Below are 23,848 nucleotides of genomic sequence, written 5' to 3' on the forward strand. Positions count from 1 at the left end.
GGAGAAGCTATGCAACACAAAATGAAACAGCTGGCAGGCGCAGCGCTGGTTGCAGCAATGTCGCTGGCGGGGACGGCCAACGCTCAATCGACCGAAGACGTGAAGATCGGTTTTGCTGGTCCGATGACGGGCGCACAGGCGCACTACGGTAAGGACTTCCAGAACGGCATCACGCTGGCCGTGGAAGACATGAACGCCACCAAGCCGGTGATCGGCGGCAAGCCGGTTCGCTTCGTGCTGGATTCGGCCGACGACCAGGCTGACCCGCGCACCGGCACGACCGTTGCACAAAAGCTGGTGGATGACGGCATCAAGGGCATGCTCGGCCACTTCAACTCGGGCACCACGATTCCGGCTTCGCGCATCTACGCGAACGCGGGCATCCCCGAAATCGCAATGGCGACGGCGCCTGAGTACACGCAACAAGGTTTCAAGACCACGTTCCGCATGATGACGTCCGACACGCAGCAAGGTTCGGTTGCCGGCACGTTCGCGGTGAAGACCCTGGGCGTGAAGAAGATTGCGATCGTCGACGACCGCACGGCTTACGGCCAAGGTCTGGCTGATCAGTTCGAAAAGGCAGCGAAGGCAGCGGGCGGCTCGATCGTCGATCGTGAATACACGAACGACAAGGCTGTCGACTTCAAGTCGATCCTGACCAAGCTGAAGTCGGTCAACCCGGACCTGATCTATTACGGCGGCGCGGATTCGCAAGCGGCACCGATGGTCAAGCAGATGAAGGCGCTGGGCATCAAGGCACCGCTGATGGGCGGCGAAATGGTCCACACGCCGACGTTCATCCAGATCGCGGGTGACGCAGCGAACGGTACGGTGGCATCGCTCGCCGGCCTGCCGCTGGAAGAAATGCCGGGTGGCAAGGACTACGTCGCGAAGTACAAGAAGCGTTTCAACGAAGACGTGCAAACGTACTCGCCGTACGCTTACGACGGCGCAATGGCGATGTTCGACGCGATGAAGAAGGCTAACTCGACCGATCCGGCCAAGTATCTGCCGCTGCTCGCGAAGACCTCGATGCCGGCAGTGACGGCAGCGAACCTCGCGTACGACGGCAAGGGTGACCTGAAGAACGGCGGCATCACGCTGTACAAGGTTGTCGACGGCAAGTGGACGACGCTGCAAAGCGTGGGCGGGAAGTAAGCGGTTTTTCGCTGCTCGCTTTGATGTCAGGAACCCCGCTTCGGCGGGGTTTTTTATGGATCTTCGAGTTTGTGCTGCCTGCGTGAGCTCGATTAGTTAGCCTTCTCCCGAAAAAAAATTCATCGACAATCCTCACGGGTGGCGCGAAATCAGCGAAGCGCTTTTTATACGAGACATATCGTATAATCGGGGGTGCGGTTGTCGATACCAAGCAAGTACAGGCAAGTGAAGCGCGCGGTGATCTCCGCGCTTAGATCCGGGAAGTTCGAGCATGAGGCCCGTTCTGCCATTAACGTGAAAAACCTTCTGTCGACCGGGCAAGTCACCGCTCAGTTCGTTGAGGATCTCATTACGAAGAGCGATGGCACACAATACAGTTCGTCACCTCATCACAACGCGCCGGCAATAGATGTTCATATCATTGAGTCGGGTGGCTGGTACGTGAAGTTCTACTTCGTGGGTAATCCGGAAACCGTGTTTATCAGCGTGCACCAGTGAGCGAAGCCATGAAGATGAAACTCTACGAAGAAGGCGAGAAAAGCAAGGCAATCTGCCATCACTGCAAGCAGCTTGTGAGCACGACCTTTGCGCGGCGTGACGTACCTTTCAGCGACGGCAAAGGTGAGGTGAAGAATATTCTCGCGGCGGTGTGTGACGTCTGTGACCACGTGGTCGCCGTTCCAGCGCAATCCACGCCAGCCGTCCGCGAAGCGCGGCAGAAGGAAGTCAGGCCGATTGAGGCACAACTGCCGGCCATTTATCTCGATGTTCTCGACCTGGCCGCTTATATGGTCGACAGCGCGAGCTCGACCGAATTCCGCAAGGTGCTCATGACGCTCTATCTGCACCGGTTTGCATCCGGTGAATATCCGCGGGCACGGTTGATTAAGGCACATAAGTCGGCGACCGAGCGCTTCAAGGAGCGCCGCGGCGCTGCACGGCGGCGGCTTTCGATGAAGGTGACGCCGCGCATCGCCGAAGATATCAAGACACTCATGCACGAGACGACCATGAGTCAGACAGAAGTCATCAAGTCCGTGATCTATCAAATCCAAACCGACGTGATCGAATCGCACAAGCCCGCGTTGATGAAAGAGCTTGGTGCGTTGTCGGTGATATACGCGTAGTTGTTCGTTTGGCAGGTAATCAGGTTATAGCGTGAAGGTAAAAAAGCCCCGTTTTTCCCGCGGGGCTCTTTTATGCAGCTGCTTGCGTGAGCCAATGGCTTCAGTCGATCTTCTGCCGGATGACAGCGAGCGTCTTGGTGTCGTAGTTCAACTCCATCCTTCTGCCGTCCTGGTTGTAGGCCTCGACCTCATAGCAGTTATCGTCGATCTCGAACTTCGCGATCTTATAGCCTTGCGCTTCGATTTGCGCACGGGCGTCACTCTCCTTCATCCATTCTGCCGTTGGATGAACTGGACAGGACTCGCCCATCGCGAACACCGCGCTCGACAATCCCAGCGCACCTGCAAATACAGCAGCCTTCAGCATACCGACTCCTTGAATCGTTCAGACGAATGGCTACCGTAGCCGATTCGTCAAACGCTGCACAAGGTGATTGCATGGTAAGTCTGCTGTACGTCAAAAATTCGACTTAAGACTCGCCGGTGCCGAGGGATATTGCCCACAAGCCTTTTTTCGCTAAGCCGTCTCTCCGCGCAGCTTCCTCCCCTGCTCGCGAATCTGCTCCAACGTCGCGCCCGGCGTACTCGCCTCCTGCGGCATGCGAATCTCGATCACTGCCGCGCGCTTCGCTTCCAGAGAACGCTGCAACGCCGGCAGAAAATCTTCAGTCCGCTCCACCGTCTCACCATGTGCGCCGAACGACTTTGCGAATGCCGCAAAGTCAGGATTCGTGAGACCGGTGCCGTGCACGCGATTCGGATAGTGCCGTTCCTGATGCATCCGGATCGTGCCGAAGTGACCGTTATTCACGACGATGAAAATCACATGCAGGTCGTACTGCATCGCCGTCGCGAGTTCTTGCGCGGACATCATGAAGCAGCCGTCGCCGGCTAATGCGACCACCGCGCGTTGCGGATACATCGACTTCGCCGCAATCGCCGCGGGTACCCCGTAGCCCATCGCGCCACTGGTCGGCGCGAGTTGCGAGCGGAAATGCCGATACGAGAAATGCCGATGCAACCACGTTGCGTAGTTGCCCGCACCGTTCGTGAGGATCGCGTCTTCCGGTAGATGCGCGCGCAACTGCTGGATGACTTCGCCCATTTGCACGTCGCCAGGAATCGGGCGCGGCTTGCGCCAGTCGAGATACGCGCGATGCGCTTCTTCCGCGGCACCGGTCCATGCGAGCTTGTCGGAAGACGGTCTCAACGCCGCAAGCAATGCTGCAAGTTCTGGCATGCCCGAGACAATCGGCAGATCTGCCGCATACACGCGCCCCAGTTCTTCCGCGCCTTGATGCACGTGCACCAGAGTTTGTTTGGTCTTCGGAATGTCGAGCAGCGTGTAGCCGTTGGTCGTCGCTTCGCCTAGCCGTGGACCGAGCGTGAGCAGCAGGTCCGCATCGCGGATACGTTGAGCCAGCGCCGGATTGATACCGAGCCCGACATCACCCGCGTAATTCGGATGCTCGTTGTCGAGCGTGTCTTGAAAGCGGAACGCGAGGCCGATCGGCAATTGCCAATTCTCGACGAAGCGTTGCAGATCGGCACATGCCGCAGGCGTCCAACCGCTGCCGCCGGCAATGACCATCGGCCGTTGCGCGCCTTCCAGCAATCGACGCAACTCGTCCATCTGCGCCGCAGACGGCGACGCCGCCACACGTTTGTACGCGGGTGCGCCAGCAACAAGATCACACGCTTCGCTCAACACATCTTCCGGCAACGACAACACGACCGGCCCCGGACGCCCCGACGTCGCCGTGTGAAACGCATGACTCAGATACTCGGGAATGCGTTTCGGATCGTCGATTTGCGCGACCCATTTCGCCATCTGACCGAACATGCGCCGGTAGTCGATTTCCTGAAAGGCCTCGCGATCGAGATGCTCACGCGCGCACTGACCGATCAGCAGGATCATCGGCGTCGAGTCCTGAAACGCGGTGTGCACGCCGATCGATGCATGCGTCGCACCGGGGCCGCGCGTGACGATCGCGACACCCGGACGTCCGGTCAATTTACCGACGGCTTCAGCCATGTTCGCGGCCGCCGCTTCGTGCCGGCAGACGATGGTCTGGATGCGATCTGTTTCGTCGTGCAGCGAATCGAGCACCGCGAGAAAGCTCTCGCCGGGTACGCAGAAAACACGTTCGACGCCGTGCGTCAGCAAGGCGTCGACGACGAGACGTGCGCCGGTAGTTTGCGCAGTGGAAGAAGATTCAGAAGCGAGCGGCATTGCGATGAAGCCTCCAGGCGTTGCGATGGGGGTGCGATCGGTCCGGTCGGGTCGTTGTGTTCTCAACACTCCACAATATTCACCGCCAACCCACCGCGGGACGTTTCCTTGTACTTCGTCTTCATATCGGCGCCGGTCTGCATCATCGTCTTGATTACAGAGTCCAGCGACACGTAATGCGTGCCGTCGCCGCGCAGCGCCATTCGCGCGGCATTCACGGCTTTCACCGAGCCCATCGCATTGCGTTCGATACACGGAATCTGCACCATCCCGCCGACCGGATCGCACGTCAGCCCGAGGTTATGTTCCATGCCGATCTCGGCAGCATTCTCGACTTGCTCAGGCGTGCCGCCCATCACCGCGGCGAGCCCACCCGCGGCCATCGAGCAGGCCACGCCCACTTCACCCTGGCATCCCACTTCCGCGCCTGAAATCGACGCATTCAGCTTGTACAGAATGCCGATTGCCGCCGCCGTCATCAGGAAGTCGATCACACCCTGCTCGTTCGAGCCCGGCATGAAGCGCGTGTAGTAATGCAGCACCGCCGGGATGATTCCGGCCGCGCCGTTAGTCGGCGCCGTGACCACGCGGCCGCCCGCAGCGTTTTCTTCATTCACGGCGATGGCGTAGAGATTGATCCAGTCGACCATCGAAAGTGGATCACGCAGCGCCAGCTCAGGATTGCCCGACAACGCGCGATACAACTGCGGCGCGCGGCGCTTCACCTGGAACGGACCGGGCAAGTGGCCGTCGGCATCCGGATTGTTGATACCGCAACCGCGCGATACACACGACTGCATCACATTCCAGATCTTCAGCAAGCCCGCACGCGTCTCTTCTTCGGTATGCCAGACGCGTTCGTTTTCCCACATCAATTGCGCGATGCTCTTGCCGGTGGATTTGCACAGCGCGAGTAATTCGTTGCCGCTGCGGAACGAATGCGGCAATTGTTCGACGGCGCTCAGCACCTTCGTGTTCGGCGCGCCCGCCGTCACCACGAAACCGCCGCCCACCGACAGATAGGTCGACTCGCGCAGCGTCTCGCCTTGTGCATCGAGCGCGCGGAGTTTCAGGCCGTTCGGATGCTCGGCCAGCGCCTGGCGAAGAAACGAAATGTGATCTTTCTGGACGAACGGCACGTCGTGCGTGCCGAGCAAGGCGAGCTTGCGCGACGCCTTTACCGCTTCGAGCCGCTGTGCGATCGTGTCCGGATCGACGGTGTCAGGGGCATCGCCCATCAGGCCGAGCATCACGCCGCGATCGGTGCCGTGACCCTTGCCGGTCGCGCCGAGCGACCCATACAGATCCACTTTCACCGATGCCGTCGCGCCAAGCAGCCCGTCGCGTTCGAGCCCTTGCGCGAACATCAGCGCCGCACGCATCGGCCCGACCGTATGCGAACTGGACGGACCAATGCCGATTTTGAAGAGGTCGAACACGCTGACTGCCATTTACTGCTCCCTGCTGATAAAAGTTAGTTTAGCGCGCCGGCAGCGGTAAGCACACGGCGAGCCATGCGGGCGGCGTCGGTGCGAGCTGCAGCGCGATCGGCGTATAGCGTCCGTCGAGACGCGCCGCCAGGTGAAACAGTTCCGTCGCGTTTTTCGGATCCCATTGACCCGAATATCCGGGCAAACCGGCCTCGCGACGTTTGGCATCGAACGGAACGTTCGAATGCACGAATTCTTCATGCGTTTTGCTGCCATCCGCGTACGGCATGAGCCAGTTCAGCGCGGCTTGCAGCGACGCGCCGTTCGCTCCCTTCTCCGGCAACCAGTTGCGGTTGTGGCGGCGCGCAGCGAGCGCGGCGGTCACGAGCGGCTGCAGGTCATAGGTGACGTAATGCAGCGCGTCACGCTCGCCGAAGTCGAACGTCGAGCCGTCCGGCGCAATGTTGTCGCCGATATGCTCGTCGAACAGGCGCTGCGCCGCGTTGATCATCTTGCGGTTATCCAGCGTGAACGCAGCCATCGAGATCAGCTTGATCCGGTGGCTTTGCCAGTTGTTCTTGAACGTACCCGTGAGCGGTCGCGGCTGCGCGTCGATCTGCTCGATGTAGCCGCTCGCGAGCTTCGTCAGGAACGCCATCGATGCATTGCGCGTTTTCACCGGCAACGCGCTCGCGGTCATGTCGTAGGCGAGAATCAGGCCTTCGAAATGGGTTTCGTCGATCGGATTGAAACTGGGTTGATAAGTCGTGACCCATGCATACAGCAAGCGGTCGACCAGTTTCAGATAACGGTCGTCACTGGTCGCGCGCCAGGCGAGCGCGGCGTCGCGCAGCAGATCCAGATCCTTCTCCGCCTCGACGCTTTGATCGTAGATGCCCTCGTGCGGAAGCGTGCCTTCCGTATGCAGTTTCGCCAGCGCATGCGGCGGGTCGTTCAGATGTGCCAGTACATTGCTCACCAGCGCCTTGACGCCTGGATCGGCATTCGTGCGCTCGCTGGTTTGCAGCGCGGGAGCCGCGCAAAAATTCATTGCGGCTTGCGCCTGCCGTAGCGGCAGCAGCACCGCTGCGCCAGCCAGCAATAGCGTGCAAGCCTGCTGCCATGTTTGGGTTCGCCTGATTTCGGTCCGGCTTTGCATCAATCGCACCTTTCGCGCCATGCGAAACTCCTCGTTAGGCTGATTCGGTGTGTGATGTTAGCCGTTTGCGGACACAAGCGACAGAACCGCGCAACGCCTGCTTACAACCTTCGAGGCGCTGCGCGGTTTGCGGGCCGGCTTACTCGTAGTCGGCGATCGGCACGCAGGAGCAGAACAGATTGCGGTCGCCATACACGTTGTCCGCGCGGCCGACCGGCGGCCAGTACTTCTTGGCGATCAGCGTGGGCAGCGGATACGCGGCGGTTTCGCGCGCATATGCATGCTTCCAGTCGTTGGCGATGACCACCGCCGCCGTGTGCGGCGCATGCTTGAGCGGATTGTCTTCGCGGTCCGAGCGGCCGTCTTCCACAGCGCGGATTTCCTCGCGGATCGCGATCATCGCTTCGACGAAGCGGTCGAGTTCTTCCTTCGATTCCGATTCGGTCGGCTCGACCATCAGCGTGCCCGGTACCGGGAAGCTCATGGTCGGTGCGTGGAAGCCGTAGTCGGCGAGGCGCTTGGCGACGTCGTCAACGGAGATGCCGCTGGTTTCCTTGATGGGACGCAGATCCAGAATGCATTCGTGCGCGACCAGTCCGCCCGGGCCCGAGTACAGCACGGGGTAATGCGGCGCGAGTTTGTTCGCGACGTAGTTCGCGTTGAGGATCGCGGTTTCGGTGGCGGCCGTGAGGTTCTTCGCGCCCATCATCGCGATGTACATCCACGAAATCGGCAGGATCGAAGCGGACCCATACGGCGCGCCCGACACAGCGCCGATGCCGTTCTGCGCACGCTCGTAGCCCGACGAAATCTGATTCGGCAGGAATTGCGCGAGATGCGCGCCGACCGCGACCGGACCGACGCCCGGTCCGCCGCCGCCGTGCGGAATGCAGAAAGTCTTGTGCAGGTTCAGGTGCGAGACGTCGCCGCCGAACTGACCCGGTGCGCAGAGGCCGACCATGGCGTTCATGTTCGCGCCGTCCACATAGACCTGGCCGCCGTGCGCATGCACGATCTCGCAGATTTCGCGGACGTTCGCTTCGAACACGCCGTGCGTGGACGGATACGTGATCATGATCGCAGCAAGCTTGTCAGCGTGCTGTTCGGCTTTCTTTTTCAGGTCTTCGATATCGACGTTGCCCTGCGCGTCGCAAGCAACCACGACCACTTGCATGCCGGCCATCTGCGCCGATGCCGGGTTCGTGCCGTGCGCCGACGCGGGAATCAGGCAGACGTTGCGGTGGCCTTCGCCGCGCGATGCGTGATACGCGTGAATGATCAACAGACCCGCGTACTCGCCTTGCGAGCCGGCGTTCGGCTGCAGCGACACCGCTGCGTAGCCGGTGGCAGCGACCAGCATCTGTTCGAGCTGATCGATCATTTCGCGGTAGCCGACCGTTTGCTCAGCCGGTGCGAACGGGTGAATCTGACCGAATTCGGGCCACGTGACCGGCAGCATTTCCGAGGTCGCGTTCAGCTTCATCGTGCAGGAGCCGAGCGGGATCATGGAGCGGTCGAGCGCGAGGTCCTTGTCTGACAGGCTGCGCAGGTAGCGCAGCATTTCCGTTTCAGAATGATGACGGTTGAACACGTGGTGCGTGAGGTACGCGCTGGTGCGTTCGAGCGCGGCGGGCACCGTGTTCTCTGCGGGGAGTTCCGCGTCGAGGATGTCGATTTGCGGGACTTCGTCGACAAATGCCGCTTGCGCGAACGCTGCGAGCAGATCGGCCAGATCGCTGCGCGTGGTGGTTTCGTCGATCGAGATGCCGACGCGCGAGTCGCTCACACGACGCAGATTGATGCGCCGCGCAGTCGCCGCGTCATGCAGCGCCTGGGTGCGTGCGCCGGTTTCGAACGTGAGCGTGTCGAAGAATGTGTCGTTGACGAGCGTGTAACCGAGCTTCTTCGCGCCGGCTGCCAGCAACGCAGCAATGCGGTTCACGCGCAGCGCGATCGTCTTCAGACCGTGCGGGCCATGATAGACAGCGTACATGCTGGCCATGATCGCGAGCAGCGCTTGCGCGGTACACACGTTCGAGGTCGCCTTCTCGCGGCGGATATGTTGTTCGCGCGTTTGCAGCGCGAGACGCAGTGCCGGATTGCCTTGCGCATCGACGGTCACGCCGACCAGACGGCCCGGCATCTGGCGCTTGAATTCATCGCGCACGGCAAGGTAAGCCGCGTGCGGGCCGCCGAAACCAACCGGCACGCCAAAACGCTGCGTGTTGCCGACGGCTACGTCCGCGCCCCATTCGCCCGGCGGCGTCAAAACGGTCAGCGCGAGCAGATCGGCAGCGACCACCACGTGGCCGCCTGCTGCATGGATGGCTTCAGCGAGTGCGCGGTAGTCGCGCACGTCGCCGTTCACGCCCGGGTATTGCAGCAGCACGCCGAACGCATTCGCGTTCGCTGCGTCCGCTGCCGGGCCGACTTTCACTTCGATGCCGACCGGCGTGGCGCGCGTCTTCACCACTTCGATGGTTTGCGGCAGCACGTCGTCGGCGACGTAAAACACGTTCGACTTCGGCTTGCCGACGCGTTGCAGCAGCGTCATCGCTTCGGCGGCCGCGGTGGCTTCGTCGAGCAGCGATGCGTTCGAGATCGCCAGACCGGTCAGGTCGACGATCATTTGCTGGAAGTTCAGTAGCGCTTCCAGACGGCCCTGCGAGATTTCCGGCTGATACGGCGTGTACGCGGTGTACCACGCCGGATTTTCCAGCACGTTACGCAGGATCACCGTCGGCGTGTGTGCGTTGTAATAGCCCTGCCCGATATACGAGCGGAACACCTGGTTCTTGTCCGCCAGCTCACGCAGCGCGGCGAGCGCTTCGGCTTCGCTCTTCGGCTGGGCGAAGGGGCCGAGCGGCAGCGTTTCGGTGCGGCGGATCGTCTTCGGAATGACCGCGTCGATCAGCGCGGCGCGCGATGCGAAGCCGAGGGCTTCGAGCATCGCTTGCTGGTCGGCCGAATCCGGGCCGATGTGCCGTTCAGCGAAGGCGTCATGCACTTCGAGCGCGGCGAGCGAGAGAGGAGTGCGGTTCATCAGACGATCCGGGTGTTCGAGCTTCATGAGGTGTTCCTGGCGGTGCGGGCGTCCGTTCGACTGTCGAATCGGACGCGCCGCGCCTGTCGGGTTTAAACGTAATGGTGCAACTTGCGGTGAATCAGGCGCCGACGGACTTTGCGTACGCGTCTGCGTCGATCAGGCGATCCTGCGATGCGTCCGCAGCCGGCTTGATCTTGAAGAGCCAGTTCTCGTACGGCGCGCTGTTGACGCCATCCGGCGTGTCGGCGACGGCCGGGTTCGCTTCGATGATTTCGCCCGAGACCGGCGCGTAGATATCGGAAGCGGCTTTCACCGACTCGATCACGGCGACGGTGTCGCCGGCGTTGACGGTCTTGCCCAGTTCCTGGACTTCGAAGAAGACGATGTCGCCGAGCGCTTCCTGCGCGTGGTCGGTGATGCCGACCGTCAGCGTGCCGTCTGCTTCGGTGCGGACCCACTCGTGCGATTCGGTGTATTTCAGATCGGCCGGGATGCTCATCGGATGCTCCTATGCGGTGTTATTCGGTATGAACTTAAAAAGATTGACGCACGCGCCGGCTGCTTAAACTGCGAGCACTTTGCCGTTGCGTACGAACGGCAGTTTTACCACGCTTGCGGGTACGTTTTTGTCACGAATCTGAACGTGAACGGTGTCGCCCGGCTGCACGCCTTTCGGCACGCGCGCGAAGGCGATCGATTCCTGCATCGTGGGTGAAAAAGTGCCGCTGGTGATTTCGCCTTCGCCTTCCGGCGTGACGACTTTCTGGTGAGCACGCAGCACGCCTGCCGCCTTGCCGTTTTCCTTCAGCAGGATCAGGCCGACGAACGAGGCCTGCGAGCCGTCGGCCTCAAGTTTGGCCTTGCCGACGAAGTCGCGCGGCGAGGTCAGGTCGACGGTCCAGGCGAGGCCGGCATCCAGCGGCGAGACGTTGTCGTCCATATCCTGGCCGTACAGGTTCATGCCGGCTTCGAGACGCAGCGTGTCGCGCGCGCCGAGACCCGCGGGGCGCACGCCTTGACGCACCAATGCGTCCCAGAACTCGCAAACGGACGTTGCGGGCAGGACGATTTCGAAGCCGTCTTCGCCGGTGTAGCCGGTGCGGGCAATCATCAGTTCGCCAAACGGCGTGTTGTCGACGATGGCGGCGTTAAACGGCTTAAGGAGTTCGGTGGAGGTGCGGCTGGACGGCGCGACTTGCCAGACCTTATCGCGGGCGTTCGGGCCTTGCACGGCGACGATCGCCAGATCGCGGCGCGGCGTGATGGTCAGGCCGTAGCTGCCTTCGGCGTTGAGCTTGGTGAACCAGGCGACGTCTTTCTCTGCGGTGCCGGCGTTGACGACCAGGCGGAAGTGCGTCTCGCTGAAGTAATAGACGATCAGATCGTCGATCACACCGCCATTCGGGTTCAGCAGACAGGAGTAGAGCGCGCGGCCCGGCGTTTGCAGCTTGGCGACGTTATTGGCCAGCGCGTGTTCGAAGAAGGCGCGCACGCGCTCGCCGGTGAAATCGACGACGCACATATGCGAGACGTCGAACATGCCGGCGTCGGTGCGCACGGCGCGGTGTTCGTCGATCTGCGAGCCGTAGTTGACGGGCATGTCCCAGCCGCCGAAATCGACCATGCGAGCGTTGAGCGCACGATGGGTGGCGTTGAGCGGGGTGTGTTTGAGTTCGGTCATGGGGCCTCAGGCGTCTCGCGAAACAAAAAAGGCCATGCGGCGCTACGCCTCGCGGCTGATGCCTGCGAGCGATTGCGTTGCATGACCCCTCTGTCCTCGATACCTGAGAGATTGCGCTGCCGTGCGATGGTGAAGCCCTGATCGCTACGGTGAAACGCGCGCCCCTTCGGTGGGCAGCTTGCCAGAATCTGCTCGATTAAACGATGCAGATGGCTACTGCCGCTCTCCAGAGTGCGAAAAACCGGTGCCTTGATGTTGCCTGGGCGCGGGTTCTTCGACGCAGTCGGTCCTTTTGCCTGAGAGTTTGCGGGTGTGCCCCTTCGGCGGTGCGGCCTGCGATTTTCTGCGGCCAGCACGCTCTCCCGACGCGTGCGGCGAATGTACGCGAGGGCCGGGGGCTTGTCAAATAAAGGCCCGCAAGGGGCATGGGGGTTGGCGCTGCGGGTTCGCGAAAGTCAAAAAAAGCGCGGGACGTGATGCCCGCGCTTCTTTGCTTCGGTGCCTGAACCGGCACGATTATTCGCCGATGGCGTGTGCCGCGTTGTCCAGTTCCTGGTTCAGCACGCGCTGTTCGTCGCCGGACAGGCCGCCGCCGTGTTGCGCCGCCATGTCGTGAGCTTCCTGACGGATCACGTCGAGACGATGGTGCAACGCGCCGCCTTGCGGGGGCGGGTAGTAGCCTTGGTTGACGCGAGCGTCGATGCGGCGGCTCAGGTTGTCGATCCGGCCGTTGACCTGGTTGAAGCGCTGATCCGCAATTTGTTGCGGGTTAGGACGCGGCGCCGGCGCAGGTTGCTGAGGGGCCACCACGCAGGCGGCGAGGGAGCTGAGCAATGCGCATGCTGCTAGTGCGCGGACGATACGGGGCATGGACACTCCGGGAAGTCGTTGTCGTTTTGTGGTGCTACTGGGGTAGCAACGGATTGCCGGGGATTCACGCTGACCGCGGAGACGGGGTTATTTGTAACGTTATGTTCCTTTCGGGCTTGTCAGGCTTTTTGCCATTGGCGGCGGCATGGTTCGCGTGTTGCCGCCAATGGCGCAGAAAGCGGCCCGTAGCGCAGGAAAACGTCAGCGAATGCGTTCAAATGGCAATCGGACGCCTTCTTCTGAACTCCGGGCTGCAAGCTCGATGATTGTCATGACGTCGACTGCGTCCTGAGCGCTGACGGGAAATTTCGCGCCGTTCTGAATGGCATCCGCCAAGGCAATATAAAAGCCGACGTAGTCGCCGTTGCGCGTGGGCACCTCCCGCTCGACTTCCTGACCCTCTTCAAGCACACGCAACACACCGGGCGCATTGCCGGCGCCGAACCCGTCATCGCCCGGCCGCAAGCCGGCTTTCAACTGATCTTCCTGCGTATCGAGCCCGTATTTGACGTAGCTCCCTTGCGTGCCGTGAATCGTAAACCTCGGTGCGACGTACGCAGTCAACGCGCTGGCATGCAACACCACCTCGAATTCACCGTAGCCCAGCTGAATATGGACGTAGTCCGGTGCACTGGCTTGATCGCGATGCGTCCGAACCGTCGCGGACACGGTCTGCGGTGCGCCGAACAACGCCAGCGCCTGGTCGATCAGGTGCGGTCCAAGATCGAATAGCAGGCCGCCGCCGCGCGAAGCTTCCTCGCGCCAACGCTGCCGAACTTCCGGCCGGAAACGGTCGAAATGCGATTCGTATTGCGTGATGCGTCCCAATTCTCTGCTGGCAAGCAGATCCCGCACGGTCAGAAAATCACCGTCCCAGCGGCGGTTATGAAAGGGGACGAACCGCTTGCTGCGAGCCAGTGCAATGTTGGCGAGCGTGTGGGCGTCGGCGGCGGTGAGCGTGACCGGCTTGTCGACCACCACGTGCTTGCCTGCTTCCAGCGTGCGGCGCGCCAGGTCGAAGTGCGTGTCGTTGGGCGTCGCGATGACGACGCAATCGATTTCTTCGAGCTCCAGCAGGGCGTCGAGATCGGCCACCACCTTTGCGTGCGGGTAATCGGCCAGCGCGTGCTCGGGCTGGCTCGTCGCGATGGCTGCGATGCTGGCCCGCCCGCAGTGCTCGATCACCGGCGCATGAAAGGTCGCGCCAGCAAAACCGTAACCCATCAATCCAATCTTCAGCGATGCGGACATGCGTGTCTTCCTGCAAAAACGGCGCGCCGCTTTGCCACCGCGGCGGCGGCGCGCAACAGCGTAATTGTGGCATGTCCCGAAGGCGGGCTGTCAGCATCGTCGCAGGCGTTTGTCGGCGGCGTCCGGATGGCAGCTGTGGCCGTGTTCCGGGCAGCCCGGTTGAGCCTCCGTTTTTGTCGTCGGGCGAGCTGCCATTGCGGCCCCCTTTCCTTGCCGTCCGACAGCGCATCTGTCACGGCATCGGCTTCGGGCATCCGTGTTAACATCGCTCCTCTCGCGCGGAGCGCAGCGAGCCGGAATGCCCCTCACACCGAGTCGAGCGTCCCAGCCGCCAGCCCCGCGCAGCATGCCCCCGGGCCTTCGGTCTCGCGATTCCGCACCCAAGCGCCCTCAACCGCATTACCCATCCACTGACGATGTCCGCAGGCCTGAACCCCGCTCAAAATGAAGCGGTCCGTTATCTTGACGGTCCGTGTCTCGTGCTCGCCGGCGCAGGCAGTGGCAAGACGCGCGTGATCACGCAGAAAATCGCCCACCTGATCGAGGCCAAAGGCTTCGAGCCGCGCCACATCGCCGCCGTCACGTTCACGAACAAGGCCGCGTTGGAAATGCGCGAGCGCGTGGGCAAGCTGCTCGAAGGCAAGACGCTCACCACGCCCGGCAAGGAAGGCCGCAAAGTGCCCGTCAATCAGTTGACGGTCTGCACCTTCCACTCGCTCGGCGTGCAGATTCTGCGGCAGGAAGCGGAACACGTCGGCCTGAAGCCGCAGTTCTCGATCATGGATTCGGACGACTGCTTCGGCATGATCCAGGAGCAGGTCGGCTCGACGGACAAGGGCTTTATCCGCAAGATCCAGTCGATCATCTCGCTGTGGAAGAACGGCATGATCATGCCCGAGCAGGCGATCGCGATCGCCGCGAACGAGGACGAACACCAGGCCGCGATCGTCTACCGCAATTACGTGGCTACGCTGCATGCGTATCAGGCGGTCGATTTCGACGACCTGATCCGTCTGCCCGCCGAGCTCTTCGAGAAGAACGAGCAGGTGCGCGACCGCTGGCAGAACAAGCTGCGCTATCTGCTGATCGACGAGTATCAGGACACCAACGCGTGCCAGTACGAACTGGTGAAACTGCTGGCCGGCAAGCGCGCGGCGTTCACTGCGGTCGGCGACGACGATCAGGCGATTTACGGCTGGCGCGGCGCGACGCTCGAAAATCTCGGGCAGCTCAGCAAGGATTTTCCGAAGCTGCATCTGATCAAGCTCGAGCAGAACTACCGCTCGACGGTGCGCATTCTGACCGCCGCGAACAACGTGATCTCGAACAATCCGAAGCTGTTCGAAAAGAAGCTTTGGTCCGAACACGGCATGGGCGACACGATCACCGTCACGCCTTGCAACGATGAAGAGCACGAGGCCGAATCCGTGGTGTTCCGCCTGTCCGCCCACAAGTTCGAGCGGCGAGCCAATTTCCGCGACTACGCGATCCTGTACCGCGGCAACTTCCAGGCGCGCATCTTCGAACAGGTGCTGCGTCGTGAGCGGATTCCGTATGTGCTGTCGGGCGGGCAGTCGTTCTTCGACAAAGCCGAGATCAAGGATATCTGCGCGTATCTGCGCCTGATCGCCAACGCCAACGACGATCCGGCGTTCATCCGCGCGATCACCACACCGCGCCGCGGCGTCGGCAATACGACGCTCGAAGCGCTCGGCTCGTTCGCGGGCCAAGCGAAAGTGTCGCTATTCGAAGCGGTCTACATGGGCGGCATCGAGGCGCGCCTGTCGCCGCGTCAGATCGAACCGATGCGCGTGTTCTGCGACTTCATGCAGCGTCTCACCGATCGCGCCGAGAAGGATGCCGCGGGCACGCTGCTCGACGAACTGATGGACGCGATTCACTACGAAGCCTACCTGTACGATGCGTTCGACGAACGTCAGGCGCAGTCCAAGTGGCAGAACGTGCTTGAGTTCATGGAATGGTTGAAGCGCAAGGGCACCAAGGCTGAGCCGGAAGGTTCGGAGAAGAGCGAGGCAACCGGCTACGACACCGCCGACGGTTTCGGTGACACCGGTAAGAGTCTGCTCGGCCTGATCCAGACCGTCGCGCTGATGTCGATGCTCGAGGGCCGAGAAGAAGATCCGGACGCCGTGCGGCTTTCAACGGTGCATGCGTCGAAGGGGCTGGAGTATCCGCACGTGTTTCTGGTGGGCGTCGAAGAAGGCATCATGCCGCACCGTGGCGGTCCGGACGACGAGCCGATCGACGACGCGCGCATCGAGGAAGAGCGTCGTCTGATGTACGTCGCAATCACGCGGGCGCAGCGCAGCCTGCATCTGAACTGGTGCAAGAAGCGCAAGCGCGCGCGCGAAACCGTGGTGTGCGAGCCGTCGCGCTTCATCCCCGAAATGCTGCTCGACGACGCCCCGCCGCCGACACCCGAAGAAGCGCCGATGTCGCCGAAAGACCGGCTTGCGAGTTTGAAGGCGCTGTTGCAGAAGCCCTGAACGTGGGCGTGGATGCAAGACCCCGGGCGCGGCAGGTGCATCGGCGGTTTTGCGACGTACGCGCGCTACAGTGGCACGGCCCATCAATCGGAGACCGCTCGCATGCCCCCGCCACCGCTCGCGCACTATCGTCGCGCGCTCGAAACCTACATCGACGCGAAAGACAACACGCGTGCTAATCGCATTGCCGAGGCTTTTGCACCGGATGCAGTCCTCACCATTTCGCTCGCTACGTCGAATATCGCGTTTCCGGCGCGCACAGTCGGTACGGATGCGATTGCTAAAACGCTCGTCACCGATTTCGGCGCGCAGTACGCGCAGTGCCGCACCTATTACGTGTGCAATTCGCTTGCGGTAGAGAACGGCACGATCGACGCCTTGCCCTGGCTGGTTGTGATGCGTGAACGAGCAACCGGCGCATTGCGCGTCGGCCACGGGGTATATCGGTGGACTTTCGATGCGACGTCGGCCGTCACGGGGTTTCATATCCACATCGCACGCATGGACGTTGTGGCGGACGTGGACGGCAAATTGCTCGAAGCGTTGCAAGATGGACTGAGCTATCCGTGGCTTGTCCCCGCTGACCTGCACATGCATTTGGCGTCGCTGGCGCGTAGCACGCCGGCGTTGGCATTTGTCGAGGCGTTCAGCCGTCCCGCAGTTGCATCGGCAGGCGGCTGACCCGACGGCGCGTAAACGCATTTCGCATAAAAAATCCCCGCCCGTGTCGCCACGGTGCAGGGACTTTTTGTTTTGCGACAGGGGCCGGAAGCGCCTTACTTCGCCGCGCTGACCATGTAGTCGACGGCGGCTTTCACGTCCGCGTCGGACGCAGTCGAGCCACCCTTGGGCGGCATCGCACCCTTGCCGTGCAGTGCGTAGTTGTAGACCGTGTCCATCGGTTCTTTCAGGCGCGGCGCCCATGCATCCTTGTCGCCGAACTTCGGTGCGTTCAGCACGCCGGCCGCGTGACACGCCTGACAAACCTGCTGGTACAGCGCCTTGCCGGCTTGCGAGGCGTCCGCGCTTTGTGCTCCGCCTGCTGCTGGCGCAGCCGCCTGCGGCACGCTTGCCATGGCCGCCATTGCTGCAGCGGCTTGTGCGGCGCCAGCATCCGAAGCACCCGCCGGCGCCGCGGCGGCAGCGCCGGACGCGGCGGCTGCCGCACCCGCTGCCGGCTGTGCCGGTTCAGGGAAGCTCGCGCCGGAATTGTTCGCCATGTAAGCCACCGCGCGGGCGATTTCAAAGTCGCTGTAGTCGTCCGGGCTGGTGCCGCCACGCGCGGGCATCGCGCCCTTGCCGGTCAGCGCCGTGTGCAACAACGCGTCGAAACCCTGCGCGATGCGCGGCGCCCAGTCGGCGGTATTGGTGAATTTCGGCGCGCCTGCCGCACCCGACGCGTGACAGGCGGAGCAAACGGCCTTATAGACCTCTTCGCCGGTCTTGTAGACGCGTGGCGCGTTGGCATCGCGAATGTCGACTTGCGCGAACGGCTTGATCCGCGCGCTGACCTCGGCGTCGGAAAGACTGTCTGTGCCGGCGCCCGTGCGCGTCGAATTATCGACGTAGATCACTAGCAGAACGATGATGACGATCGGTACCGCAAAGCTGGCAATGATCGCGGCGATGAGCTGCCCGGGGGTTTTGATTGGGGCTCCGTGTGGTGCTTCGCTCATGCTTGTCTCGTCTCCGTGGGTATGTGAGCGGTACAGCGTGACGGCAACTTCTTGTTCTTTAATCAGGCACGGACGATTATAGACGCAACATTTCGGCGGCGGCGAGGGGCGCGGCGAGGTGTTCAGCAGGCGTTTACCCGCATCGCGGGGTGCGGCCGGCGCCGCCGGGATGGCGGGCAGGAGACGCGCAATCCCGCCATCTAGGCCGTCCGGTGGACGGTTTGGCTGAAACCGGGTATCCTTTCGGTCTCGCTTTGGCGTCGCTCCTGTTCAGGTTGCCGCGCTTTCGTGTTGAAGCGCCCGTAGCTCAATGGATAGAGTACTGCCCTCCGAAGGCAGGGGTTGCTGGTTCGATCCCAGCCGGGCGCACCAATCCTGACAAGGGTTCCCGCGAATTCACCTGTTCCCGTGTCCCCTCGAATTGCAACTAACTGCGGTTTCGCTGGCATCGCCGTCATCGGCTGCACCCACTGCGCCAGGTGATCGGCCAACAGGTACGCGTACCCCTGCACCATTTCCATCGTTTCCCACCCTCCCAGTTCCTTTAGCACATGGATGGGCGTTCCGCGTTGCTGCAAAGACGCAGCAAACGGAAATAAACAATCCACAAACGACAACCCCGGCCAGTGTCGGGGTTGTCGTTCAGAAACTCACGCCTTCACACCCTGACCAGCAGCTTCCCGAGGTTCTTCCCTTCGAACAGGCTATTGAGAGCGTTCGGCAACGCGTCAAAACCGTCGACGTATGTCTCCTGGTAAACGATTTCACCGTTCTTCACCCACGGCGCGACGGTCTGTAACATCTCGTCCATCCGGTGCGTGAAGTCGCGGGCGAGAATCCCCTGAATCGTCGCGCGCTGAAACAGCATGTGCTGCAGGAAGCGCGGCGCGAGGTCCGGCGTGTCGAGGCCGCCGTCGTACTGAGCGATCGCGCCGCAGATCACGATTCGCGCGCGGCGCTTGATGAGCGGGATTACCGCATCGGTAACCATGCCTCCCACGTTGTCGAAATAGACATCGACGCCGCCGGTGGCTGCCTGCAGAGCCGACTGCAAGCCTTCAAGTGTGGGATGCGCGCGGTAGTCGACCGCACCGTCGAGCTTCAACGTGTCCGTCAGAAACGCGCACTTGTCCGGGCCGCCGGCGATCCCGATGACGCGGCAGCCGGCACGCTTGCCGAACTGCGCGACCAGCGAGCCGACCGCGCCCGCCGCACCGGACACGACCAGCGTGTCGCCAGGACGCGGCTTGCCCGCTTCCATCAAGCCGAACCACGCGGTGCGTCCCGGCATGCCGAGCACACCGAGCGCAGTCGAAACCGGCGCCGCGTCGGGGTTCAGTTTGGTCAGCTCGCTGTGATGGCATTTGGCGTAGAGCTGCCAGCCGCTATAGGCCGACACCCAGTCGCCCTGCTTGAAAAGCGGGCTCGCCGACGCCACCACTTCACCCACCACGCCCGCCCGCTGGACGATCCCGAGCGGATGCGGCACGTCGTAAGTATTGCGTTCATGCTGCTGGATTCGAATGTACGGATCGACGCTGACGATACGCGCCCGGATCAACACTTCATTCGATGACAAATTGTCGTCGAGCTCGCTTTCGCGCAACTCGTAATGCTCGTCGCCAACGCGTCCTTCCGGGCGCTTGACGTAAAACCACTGGCGATTCTGGTAGTTCATGTGAGGACTCACTGCTGTCGTAGACGGTGAGTGATCTTACCAGCGGGGCGATCACGCACTTGGCCGCCTGACGTCGCAGCGCTGGACGTGCGCGGTGAAACCGGGAGCGGCGCAGGCGCCGGATCCCAAGCTTGTTGAAAGCCGCCCGTCCCGTTAGAATCCTCCGGTCATTGGGGAGTAGCCTTCCTTCATCCATTGAAGGAGAGCGCGTCAACATACTTGGCCTACGGGTCATGGCGCGTTCGACCGGGTCGGTTTGGCGAGACCATTGGCGCACTGCTTCGTTCTGGTCGGACGGGTCGCGGTGCGTCATTGGTTCGTTACTTGCGTCCGACCGCGGAGTTGCCCTGTGAAACATCGTTGTGCCCTGCCAGTCTCCCCACTTGCCCGTCCGCTGTGCCGCTTTCCCTTTGCATTTGCAGGGAGCCACGCATGACCGGTCTCCTGTTCGAACTCGCCATCATGCTGGTCGTCATTCTGGTGGCGGCCGAGCTCTTCACCAACGCACTCGAACATCTCGGCGAGCGTCTCAAAATCTCCGAGGGCGTGACGGGTTCGCTGTTCGCAGCGGTCGGCACCGCCTTGCCCGAAACGCTTGTCCCGCTGCTTGCGATTGCGGGCGGCACGACCGATAGCGCGGTCAATCAGGAAATCGGCGTCGGCGCGATTCTTGGCGCGCCGCTCATGCTTTCCACCCTCTCCACCTTCCTGATGACGCTGGCGATTCTCGGTACGCGCGGCGCCGGCGGCTGGGTCACGCCCGAACGCACGGGTTTCACACGGGATCTGAACTACTTCCTGTGCGCCTTTGTGTTGGCGGCCGCGGCGATGTACGTGCCGCACGAACAGATGATCGTGCGGGGGCTGTTCAGCGCGGCGCTGGTCGGTGTGTACATCACCTATGTGGTGATGACGTTCCGTGCGTCGAACAAACTGGTCGACGCCGGTCACGGCACCGAAGCACCGGGCAAGATGCTGCTGTCGCGTCTTGGTTTGCCCACCAATCTCGTGACCATCGCGGTGCAACTGGTGCTCGCAGTTGCGTTGCTGGTGTGGGGCGCAGAAGGCTTCATCCACGGCGTGCGGGGCGTGTCGCAGGTGCTCGGCGTCTCGCCGTTGCTGCTGTCGCTGCTGATCATTCCGATCGCCACCGAGTTGCCGGAGAAGGTCAACAGCATCCTGTGGATTCGCCGCGGCAAGGACACACTGGCGTTCGGCAACATCACCGGCGCGATGGTGTTTCAGGGCACGCTGCTGCCCGCGATCGGAATTCTGCTGACGCCGTGGGCGCCGCGTATCGAAGTGGTGACCGGCATCGTGATCACGCTCGCCGCCGCCGCGTGGCTGCGGATCAACGTGCGCGAGCGAGGCGTGCCGGTGTGGGCGCTGTTGGTGTGCGGCGTGTTGTACGCCAGCTATCTGGTCATCACGCTAACCCGCTAAGCGAGTGATGAAAGGCCGGGAAGGCCGCTGCCAGGCGCGGCCTTCCCAACAAGCCGCCCTTAGTTGGACGGTGCCGCAGCCGTTGCCGCGCTATCCGGCTTGAACACCGTTGTCCAGTCATCCTTCATATCGACGACGAGCCAGCCTTTCGTGCCGGCTTCGTCCAGCCCCTTGTCGAGCTTGCCGCTTTTCGCAGCGCGGTCGTACGCATACTCCCGTTCACCGTCGGTGTGATGCAGCAGCGCCGCGAGGCGCGGACCGTCGCCGGCCGAAGTCCATTCGAGCATCGGCACATCGCCGTCCGCGTTGCCGAACGCGATCACAGGACGCCGGCCGATCGCACGGTCGATGGCGAGCGGTTTGGCCGCGCCGTCGACGAGCGTGTCGACCTGCGCAAGCCAGGTCAATGCGACGGCGCTGTTCGTCTGGCTGTACTTGTATTTGACGGTGCTGCCGATCACCTGCTCGGGCGGAATGCCGTACACGCGCTGCGCGATGTCACGGACGAACTCGACATCGCTGCCCGTCACCAGATAGGTCCTGAAGCCGTTGGCGCGCAGGTAGGCGAGCAACTCGAGCATCGGCTGATAGGCGAGGTCGGCGTACGGACGATTGAAGCGCGGGTCGCTCGCGGAGTCGAACCATTCGTGCACGAGCGCGGCGAATTGATCGCTGGTCATGCCTGCATGTGCCGCCGCCAGCACCTTCATCGAGCCGGCGTCGCCGCTCGCCGCGACACTCTTCAAATTGCCTTTCAGAATCGAGCGGAACGGTTCCTGCCGTTTCCATTCTGGATGCCGCCCGGCCACTGTCTTCACGCGTTGCAGCGCGAACACCAGTTGGACCGAGGCGGGTTGCTCCGGCCACAACGTGCCGTCGTTGTCGAACACGGCGATCCGGTCCGCACGCGGGATGAAGTCTTTCGACTCCGGCGTGGTGACCAGCGTGACGAAATCGACAATCGAGCGTTTGGTCGCGGAGTCGTTCCACGACGCAAGGCTTGCGGCGGTCGATGCGCTGGCTGGCGACTCGCTCGCGTCATGGTGCGGTGTAACGGTGCAAGCGGAAAGAACCACAACGGTCAAAGCAATGCAGTACCGGTGCATCGTGCGAATCATGAAAGCCTCATTAAAAGCGGTGGATCGAACTTTGAGCGAGCGCAAGTCTAATGGGACACGGCGATTGTTGCAGCCCATTTTGTTGCTTTTTTGAGCGGGGACGTCAATGCCGGTAATTGCAAATGGTGTATGCCGCTATGCGGCTTTTATGCAGTAAGCAAACAAATGCTCAAAACTATGGCAATTGTGTGGAATAAGAATGGCGGCCAAAATCTAACTCCGTCCGAAATTGCGTAGCTTTCTATCGTGTTACAAATTTATCTCTGTAATCTCGTGAAACGTTTGCTACCATTCCGCCACAACACTCCCAGATTGTGAATTTCTTACCTCCGCATGCGTCGTTTGGTGCGGCGTCTCTTGAGTCTGAAAGGAGCGTCCATGCAAGCCCTGTATCCGGCCGTACTGTCTTTCCAGCTTGCTCGAGAGACTTAGCGCGAATTAATCGCGTATCTCATTCGCTTTGCATATTTCCCCGTTGCGCGTAGCCGCCGGGGCGGGCGAACTTACACCCGCGATTAGCTCGAATTAGTTCGCGCTAGTTCGACACAATTCGAAAATACGAATGCCATTGCTTTTGCTTTATATGCATTGGGCAAAAGAATGCGTTCGCCTATAAGAAATGCCCATAGACGAGATGCGGGAATGGGTTGTAAAGGCGTGGTTAGTTCGGCTGCGTTATACGCTGCCTCGGCGATGTTGTCGCCGGCGTTCGCTCAGGCCTCGGCCGACGAGGCCAATAAAAGTAATAACCCGCTTAATCTGGCAGCCTCATTCAACATCCAGAATTACTACACGCCGAGCGTGTTCGGCGCCAGTGCGCATACCAACGATCTGCTCTTGCGCCCCACCGTGCCGATCGGCCCGAACAGCCTGATTGGCGTGCCGGAAATCTTCCGCGCCACAGTGCCGGTCAGTACGCGGCCCGATCCGAGCGGCGGCTACAACACCGGTCTCGGCGACCTGAATCTATTCGACATCTTCCTGCTCTCGCAAGGCGATGTGCAGGTCGGCGTCGGCCCGCTCGTGACGATGCCGACTGCCACGGACCCTAGCCTCGGCACCGGCAAGTGGCAGGCCGGTCTTGCCGCTGTCGCCGTCAGCGCGACGAAGGCGCGGCTCCTCGGCGCACTGGTGCAGTGGCAACACTCGTTCGCCGGGCAAAGCAGCCGGCCCACCACGCAATCGCTCACCGCGCAGCCGTTCGGCATCTTCAACCTGCCGGGTGGTTGGTACATCCGCTCGACCGGCACCTGGACCTTCGATCTGCAGCATGGCAGCTATTACATCCCGGTCGGGCTCGGCGCCGGCAAGGCGTGGAAAGGCGGCTCGACCATCTACAACGCGTTTATCGAGCCGCAATACTCGGTAGCGCATTCCGGCGCCGGCGTGCCGAAGTTCACCATCTTCGCCGGGCTGAACATGACGTTCGGCAAGTAAGCACAAAAAACCAAGCATAGAAACAGAGGGCTTA

Annotated in this window: 19 protein-coding genes, 1 tRNA gene and 3 riboswitches; of the genes, 8 read left to right on the forward strand and 12 right to left on the reverse strand. The window is 61.9% G+C overall.

Annotated features, from left to right (window positions below; genetic code table 11):
* The first annotated feature begins 9 nt into the window (after positions 1–9).
* From M0D66_RS28540 to M0D66_RS28550, 3 genes are all read left to right on the forward strand, one after another.
* Complete coding sequence (locus tag M0D66_RS28540; RefSeq protein WP_093634480.1) at positions 10–1,158, forward strand: branched-chain amino acid ABC transporter substrate-binding protein; 1,149 nt, start codon at positions 10–12, stop codon at positions 1,156–1,158.
* Positions 1,159–1,383: 225 nt separating this feature from the next.
* On the forward strand, positions 1,384–1,656 hold the full coding sequence (locus M0D66_RS28545; protein ID WP_244862811.1) for a hypothetical protein: 273 nt from the start codon (positions 1,384–1,386) through the stop codon (positions 1,654–1,656).
* Between the two features lie 8 nt (positions 1,657–1,664).
* Positions 1,665–2,285 (forward strand): hypothetical protein, encoded by a 621-nt coding sequence (locus M0D66_RS28550; RefSeq protein WP_200620081.1) that lies wholly within the window; start codon positions 1,665–1,667, stop codon positions 2,283–2,285.
* A gap of 100 nt (positions 2,286–2,385) precedes the next feature.
* Here the strand turns inward: M0D66_RS28550 and M0D66_RS28555 are convergent, their stop codons facing one another.
* From M0D66_RS28555 to M0D66_RS28595, 9 genes are all read right to left on the reverse strand, one after another.
* Complete coding sequence (locus M0D66_RS28555; protein ID WP_093634479.1) at positions 2,386–2,652, reverse strand: PepSY domain-containing protein; 267 nt, start codon at positions 2,650–2,652, stop codon at positions 2,386–2,388.
* Positions 2,653–2,802: 150 nt separating this feature from the next.
* Positions 2,803–4,518: a thiamine pyrophosphate-binding protein gene (locus M0D66_RS28560; protein ID WP_266212305.1), complete on the reverse strand. Its 1,716-nt coding sequence runs from the start codon at positions 4,516–4,518 to the stop codon at positions 2,803–2,805.
* A 62-nt stretch (positions 4,519–4,580) separates the two neighbouring features.
* Positions 4,581–5,969: an L-serine ammonia-lyase gene (locus M0D66_RS28565; protein WP_093634477.1), complete on the reverse strand. Its 1,389-nt coding sequence runs from the start codon at positions 5,967–5,969 to the stop codon at positions 4,581–4,583.
* Between the two features lie 28 nt (positions 5,970–5,997).
* Positions 5,998–7,128, reverse strand: a complete 1,131-nt coding sequence (locus tag M0D66_RS28570) for an alginate lyase family protein (protein WP_256455831.1) — start codon at positions 7,126–7,128, stop codon at positions 5,998–6,000.
* A gap of 118 nt (positions 7,129–7,246) precedes the next feature.
* A complete protein-coding gene (gene gcvP / locus M0D66_RS28575) occupies positions 7,247–10,177 on the reverse strand; it encodes an aminomethyl-transferring glycine dehydrogenase (RefSeq protein ID WP_266212306.1) in 2,931 nt (976 codons plus the stop codon).
* Positions 10,178–10,271: 94 nt separating this feature from the next.
* Complete coding sequence (gene gcvH / locus M0D66_RS28580; protein WP_063497688.1) at positions 10,272–10,652, reverse strand: glycine cleavage system protein GcvH; 381 nt, start codon at positions 10,650–10,652, stop codon at positions 10,272–10,274.
* Positions 10,653–10,715: 63 nt separating this feature from the next.
* Positions 10,716–11,834 carry a glycine cleavage system aminomethyltransferase GcvT gene (gene gcvT, locus M0D66_RS28585; protein WP_093634474.1) on the reverse strand — a complete coding sequence of 373 codons (1,119 nt, stop codon included), beginning with the start codon at positions 11,832–11,834 and terminating at the stop codon, positions 10,716–10,718.
* 80 nt (positions 11,835–11,914) lie between these two features.
* Positions 11,915–12,074, reverse strand: a riboswitch (glycine riboswitch).
* A gap of 33 nt (positions 12,075–12,107) precedes the next feature.
* Positions 12,108–12,209: riboswitch (glycine riboswitch) on the reverse strand.
* 141 nt (positions 12,210–12,350) lie between these two features.
* Positions 12,351–12,704, reverse strand: a complete 354-nt coding sequence (locus tag M0D66_RS28590; RefSeq protein WP_175054049.1) for a hypothetical protein — start codon at positions 12,702–12,704, stop codon at positions 12,351–12,353.
* Between the two features lie 201 nt (positions 12,705–12,905).
* The gene (locus M0D66_RS28595) at positions 12,906–13,955 is read right to left on the reverse strand and encodes an oxidoreductase (RefSeq protein WP_266212307.1); all 1,050 of its coding nucleotides are present in this window, start codon (positions 13,953–13,955) and stop codon (positions 12,906–12,908) included.
* A gap of 416 nt (positions 13,956–14,371) precedes the next feature.
* Between M0D66_RS28595 and M0D66_RS28600 the strand changes: the two genes are divergently transcribed.
* Together M0D66_RS28600 and M0D66_RS28605 are read left to right on the forward strand one after the other, a co-directional pair.
* The gene (locus M0D66_RS28600) at positions 14,372–16,462 is read left to right on the forward strand and encodes a UvrD-helicase domain-containing protein (protein ID WP_266212308.1); all 2,091 of its coding nucleotides are present in this window, start codon (positions 14,372–14,374) and stop codon (positions 16,460–16,462) included.
* Positions 16,463–16,564: 102 nt separating this feature from the next.
* Positions 16,565–17,143, forward strand: a complete 579-nt coding sequence (locus M0D66_RS28605; RefSeq protein ID WP_266212309.1) for a hypothetical protein — start codon at positions 16,565–16,567, stop codon at positions 17,141–17,143.
* 95 nt (positions 17,144–17,238) lie between these two features.
* Here the strand turns inward: M0D66_RS28605 and M0D66_RS28610 are convergent, their stop codons facing one another.
* Positions 17,239–18,138, reverse strand: a complete 900-nt coding sequence (locus M0D66_RS28610; RefSeq protein ID WP_266212310.1) for a cytochrome c5 family protein — start codon at positions 18,136–18,138, stop codon at positions 17,239–17,241.
* A gap of 296 nt (positions 18,139–18,434) precedes the next feature.
* Here M0D66_RS28610 and M0D66_RS28615 point away from each other — a divergent pair.
* Positions 18,435–18,510 (forward strand) — tRNA-Arg (locus M0D66_RS28615).
* Positions 18,511–18,796: 286 nt separating this feature from the next.
* On the opposite strand, the gene M0D66_RS28620 is transcribed toward M0D66_RS28615, so the two are convergent.
* A complete protein-coding gene (locus M0D66_RS28620; protein WP_093640720.1) occupies positions 18,797–19,816 on the reverse strand; it encodes an NADP-dependent oxidoreductase in 1,020 nt (339 codons plus the stop codon).
* Positions 19,817–19,976: 160 nt separating this feature from the next.
* Positions 19,977–20,148, forward strand: a riboswitch (yybP-ykoY riboswitch).
* A 100-nt stretch (positions 20,149–20,248) separates the two neighbouring features.
* Between M0D66_RS28620 and M0D66_RS28625 the strand changes: the two genes are divergently transcribed.
* The gene (locus M0D66_RS28625; protein ID WP_200620166.1) at positions 20,249–21,259 is read left to right on the forward strand and encodes a sodium:calcium antiporter; all 1,011 of its coding nucleotides are present in this window, start codon (positions 20,249–20,251) and stop codon (positions 21,257–21,259) included.
* Between the two features lie 59 nt (positions 21,260–21,318).
* Here the strand turns inward: M0D66_RS28625 and M0D66_RS28630 are convergent, their stop codons facing one another.
* The gene (locus tag M0D66_RS28630; protein WP_266212311.1) at positions 21,319–22,377 is read right to left on the reverse strand and encodes an HAD family phosphatase; all 1,059 of its coding nucleotides are present in this window, start codon (positions 22,375–22,377) and stop codon (positions 21,319–21,321) included.
* 642 nt (positions 22,378–23,019) lie between these two features.
* On the opposite strand from M0D66_RS28630, the gene M0D66_RS28635 reads away from it, so the two are divergent.
* Entirely contained in the window at positions 23,020–23,814 is a 795-nt protein-coding gene (locus M0D66_RS28635; protein ID WP_167378469.1) for a hypothetical protein, read from the forward strand.
* The last annotated feature ends 34 nt before the right edge of the window (positions 23,815–23,848 follow it).

The sequence above is a fragment of the Paraburkholderia sp. SECH2 genome, from assembly GCF_030464795.1.
Lineage (GTDB): Bacteria > Pseudomonadota > Gammaproteobacteria > Burkholderiales > Burkholderiaceae > Paraburkholderia > Paraburkholderia aspalathi.

Bases quoted from the DNA above. Each gene is read 5' to 3' on its own strand.
- M0D66_RS28540 (WP_093634480.1), top strand. From the start codon at position 10: ATGCAACACAAAATGAAACAGCTGGCAGGCGCAGCGCTGGTTGCAGCA.
- M0D66_RS28550 (WP_200620081.1), top strand. From the start codon at position 1,665: ATGAAGATGAAACTCTACGAAGAAGGCGAGAAAAGCAAGGCAATCTGC.
- M0D66_RS28555 (WP_093634479.1), bottom strand. From the start codon at position 2,652: ATGCTGAAGGCTGCTGTATTTGCAGGTGCGCTGGGATTGTCGAGCGCG.
- M0D66_RS28560 (WP_266212305.1), bottom strand. From the start codon at position 4,518: ATGCCGCTCGCTTCTGAATCTTCTTCCACTGCGCAAACTACCGGCGCA.
- M0D66_RS28565 (WP_093634477.1), bottom strand. From the start codon at position 5,969: ATGGCAGTCAGCGTGTTCGACCTCTTCAAAATCGGCATTGGTCCGTCC.
- M0D66_RS28570 (WP_256455831.1), bottom strand. From the start codon at position 7,128: ATGGCGCGAAAGGTGCGATTGATGCAAAGCCGGACCGAAATCAGGCGA.
- gcvP (WP_266212306.1), bottom strand. From the start codon at position 10,177: ATGAAGCTCGAACACCCGGATCGTCTGATGAACCGCACTCCTCTCTCG.
- gcvH (WP_063497688.1), bottom strand. From the start codon at position 10,652: ATGAGCATCCCGGCCGATCTGAAATACACCGAATCGCACGAGTGGGTC.
- gcvT (WP_093634474.1), bottom strand. From the start codon at position 11,834: ATGACCGAACTCAAACACACCCCGCTCAACGCCACCCATCGTGCGCTC.
- M0D66_RS28590 (WP_175054049.1), bottom strand. From the start codon at position 12,704: ATGCCCCGTATCGTCCGCGCACTAGCAGCATGCGCATTGCTCAGCTCC.
- M0D66_RS28595 (WP_266212307.1), bottom strand. From the start codon at position 13,955: ATGTCCGCATCGCTGAAGATTGGATTGATGGGTTACGGTTTTGCTGGC.
- M0D66_RS28600 (WP_266212308.1), top strand. From the start codon at position 14,372: ATGTCCGCAGGCCTGAACCCCGCTCAAAATGAAGCGGTCCGTTATCTT.
- M0D66_RS28605 (WP_266212309.1), top strand. From the start codon at position 16,565: ATGCCCCCGCCACCGCTCGCGCACTATCGTCGCGCGCTCGAAACCTAC.
- M0D66_RS28610 (WP_266212310.1), bottom strand. From the start codon at position 18,138: ATGAGCGAAGCACCACACGGAGCCCCAATCAAAACCCCCGGGCAGCTC.
- M0D66_RS28620 (WP_093640720.1), bottom strand. From the start codon at position 19,816: ATGAACTACCAGAATCGCCAGTGGTTTTACGTCAAGCGCCCGGAAGGA.
- M0D66_RS28625 (WP_200620166.1), top strand. From the start codon at position 20,249: ATGACCGGTCTCCTGTTCGAACTCGCCATCATGCTGGTCGTCATTCTG.
- M0D66_RS28630 (WP_266212311.1), bottom strand. From the start codon at position 22,377: ATGATTCGCACGATGCACCGGTACTGCATTGCTTTGACCGTTGTGGTT.
- M0D66_RS28635 (WP_167378469.1), top strand. From the start codon at position 23,020: ATGGGTTGTAAAGGCGTGGTTAGTTCGGCTGCGTTATACGCTGCCTCG.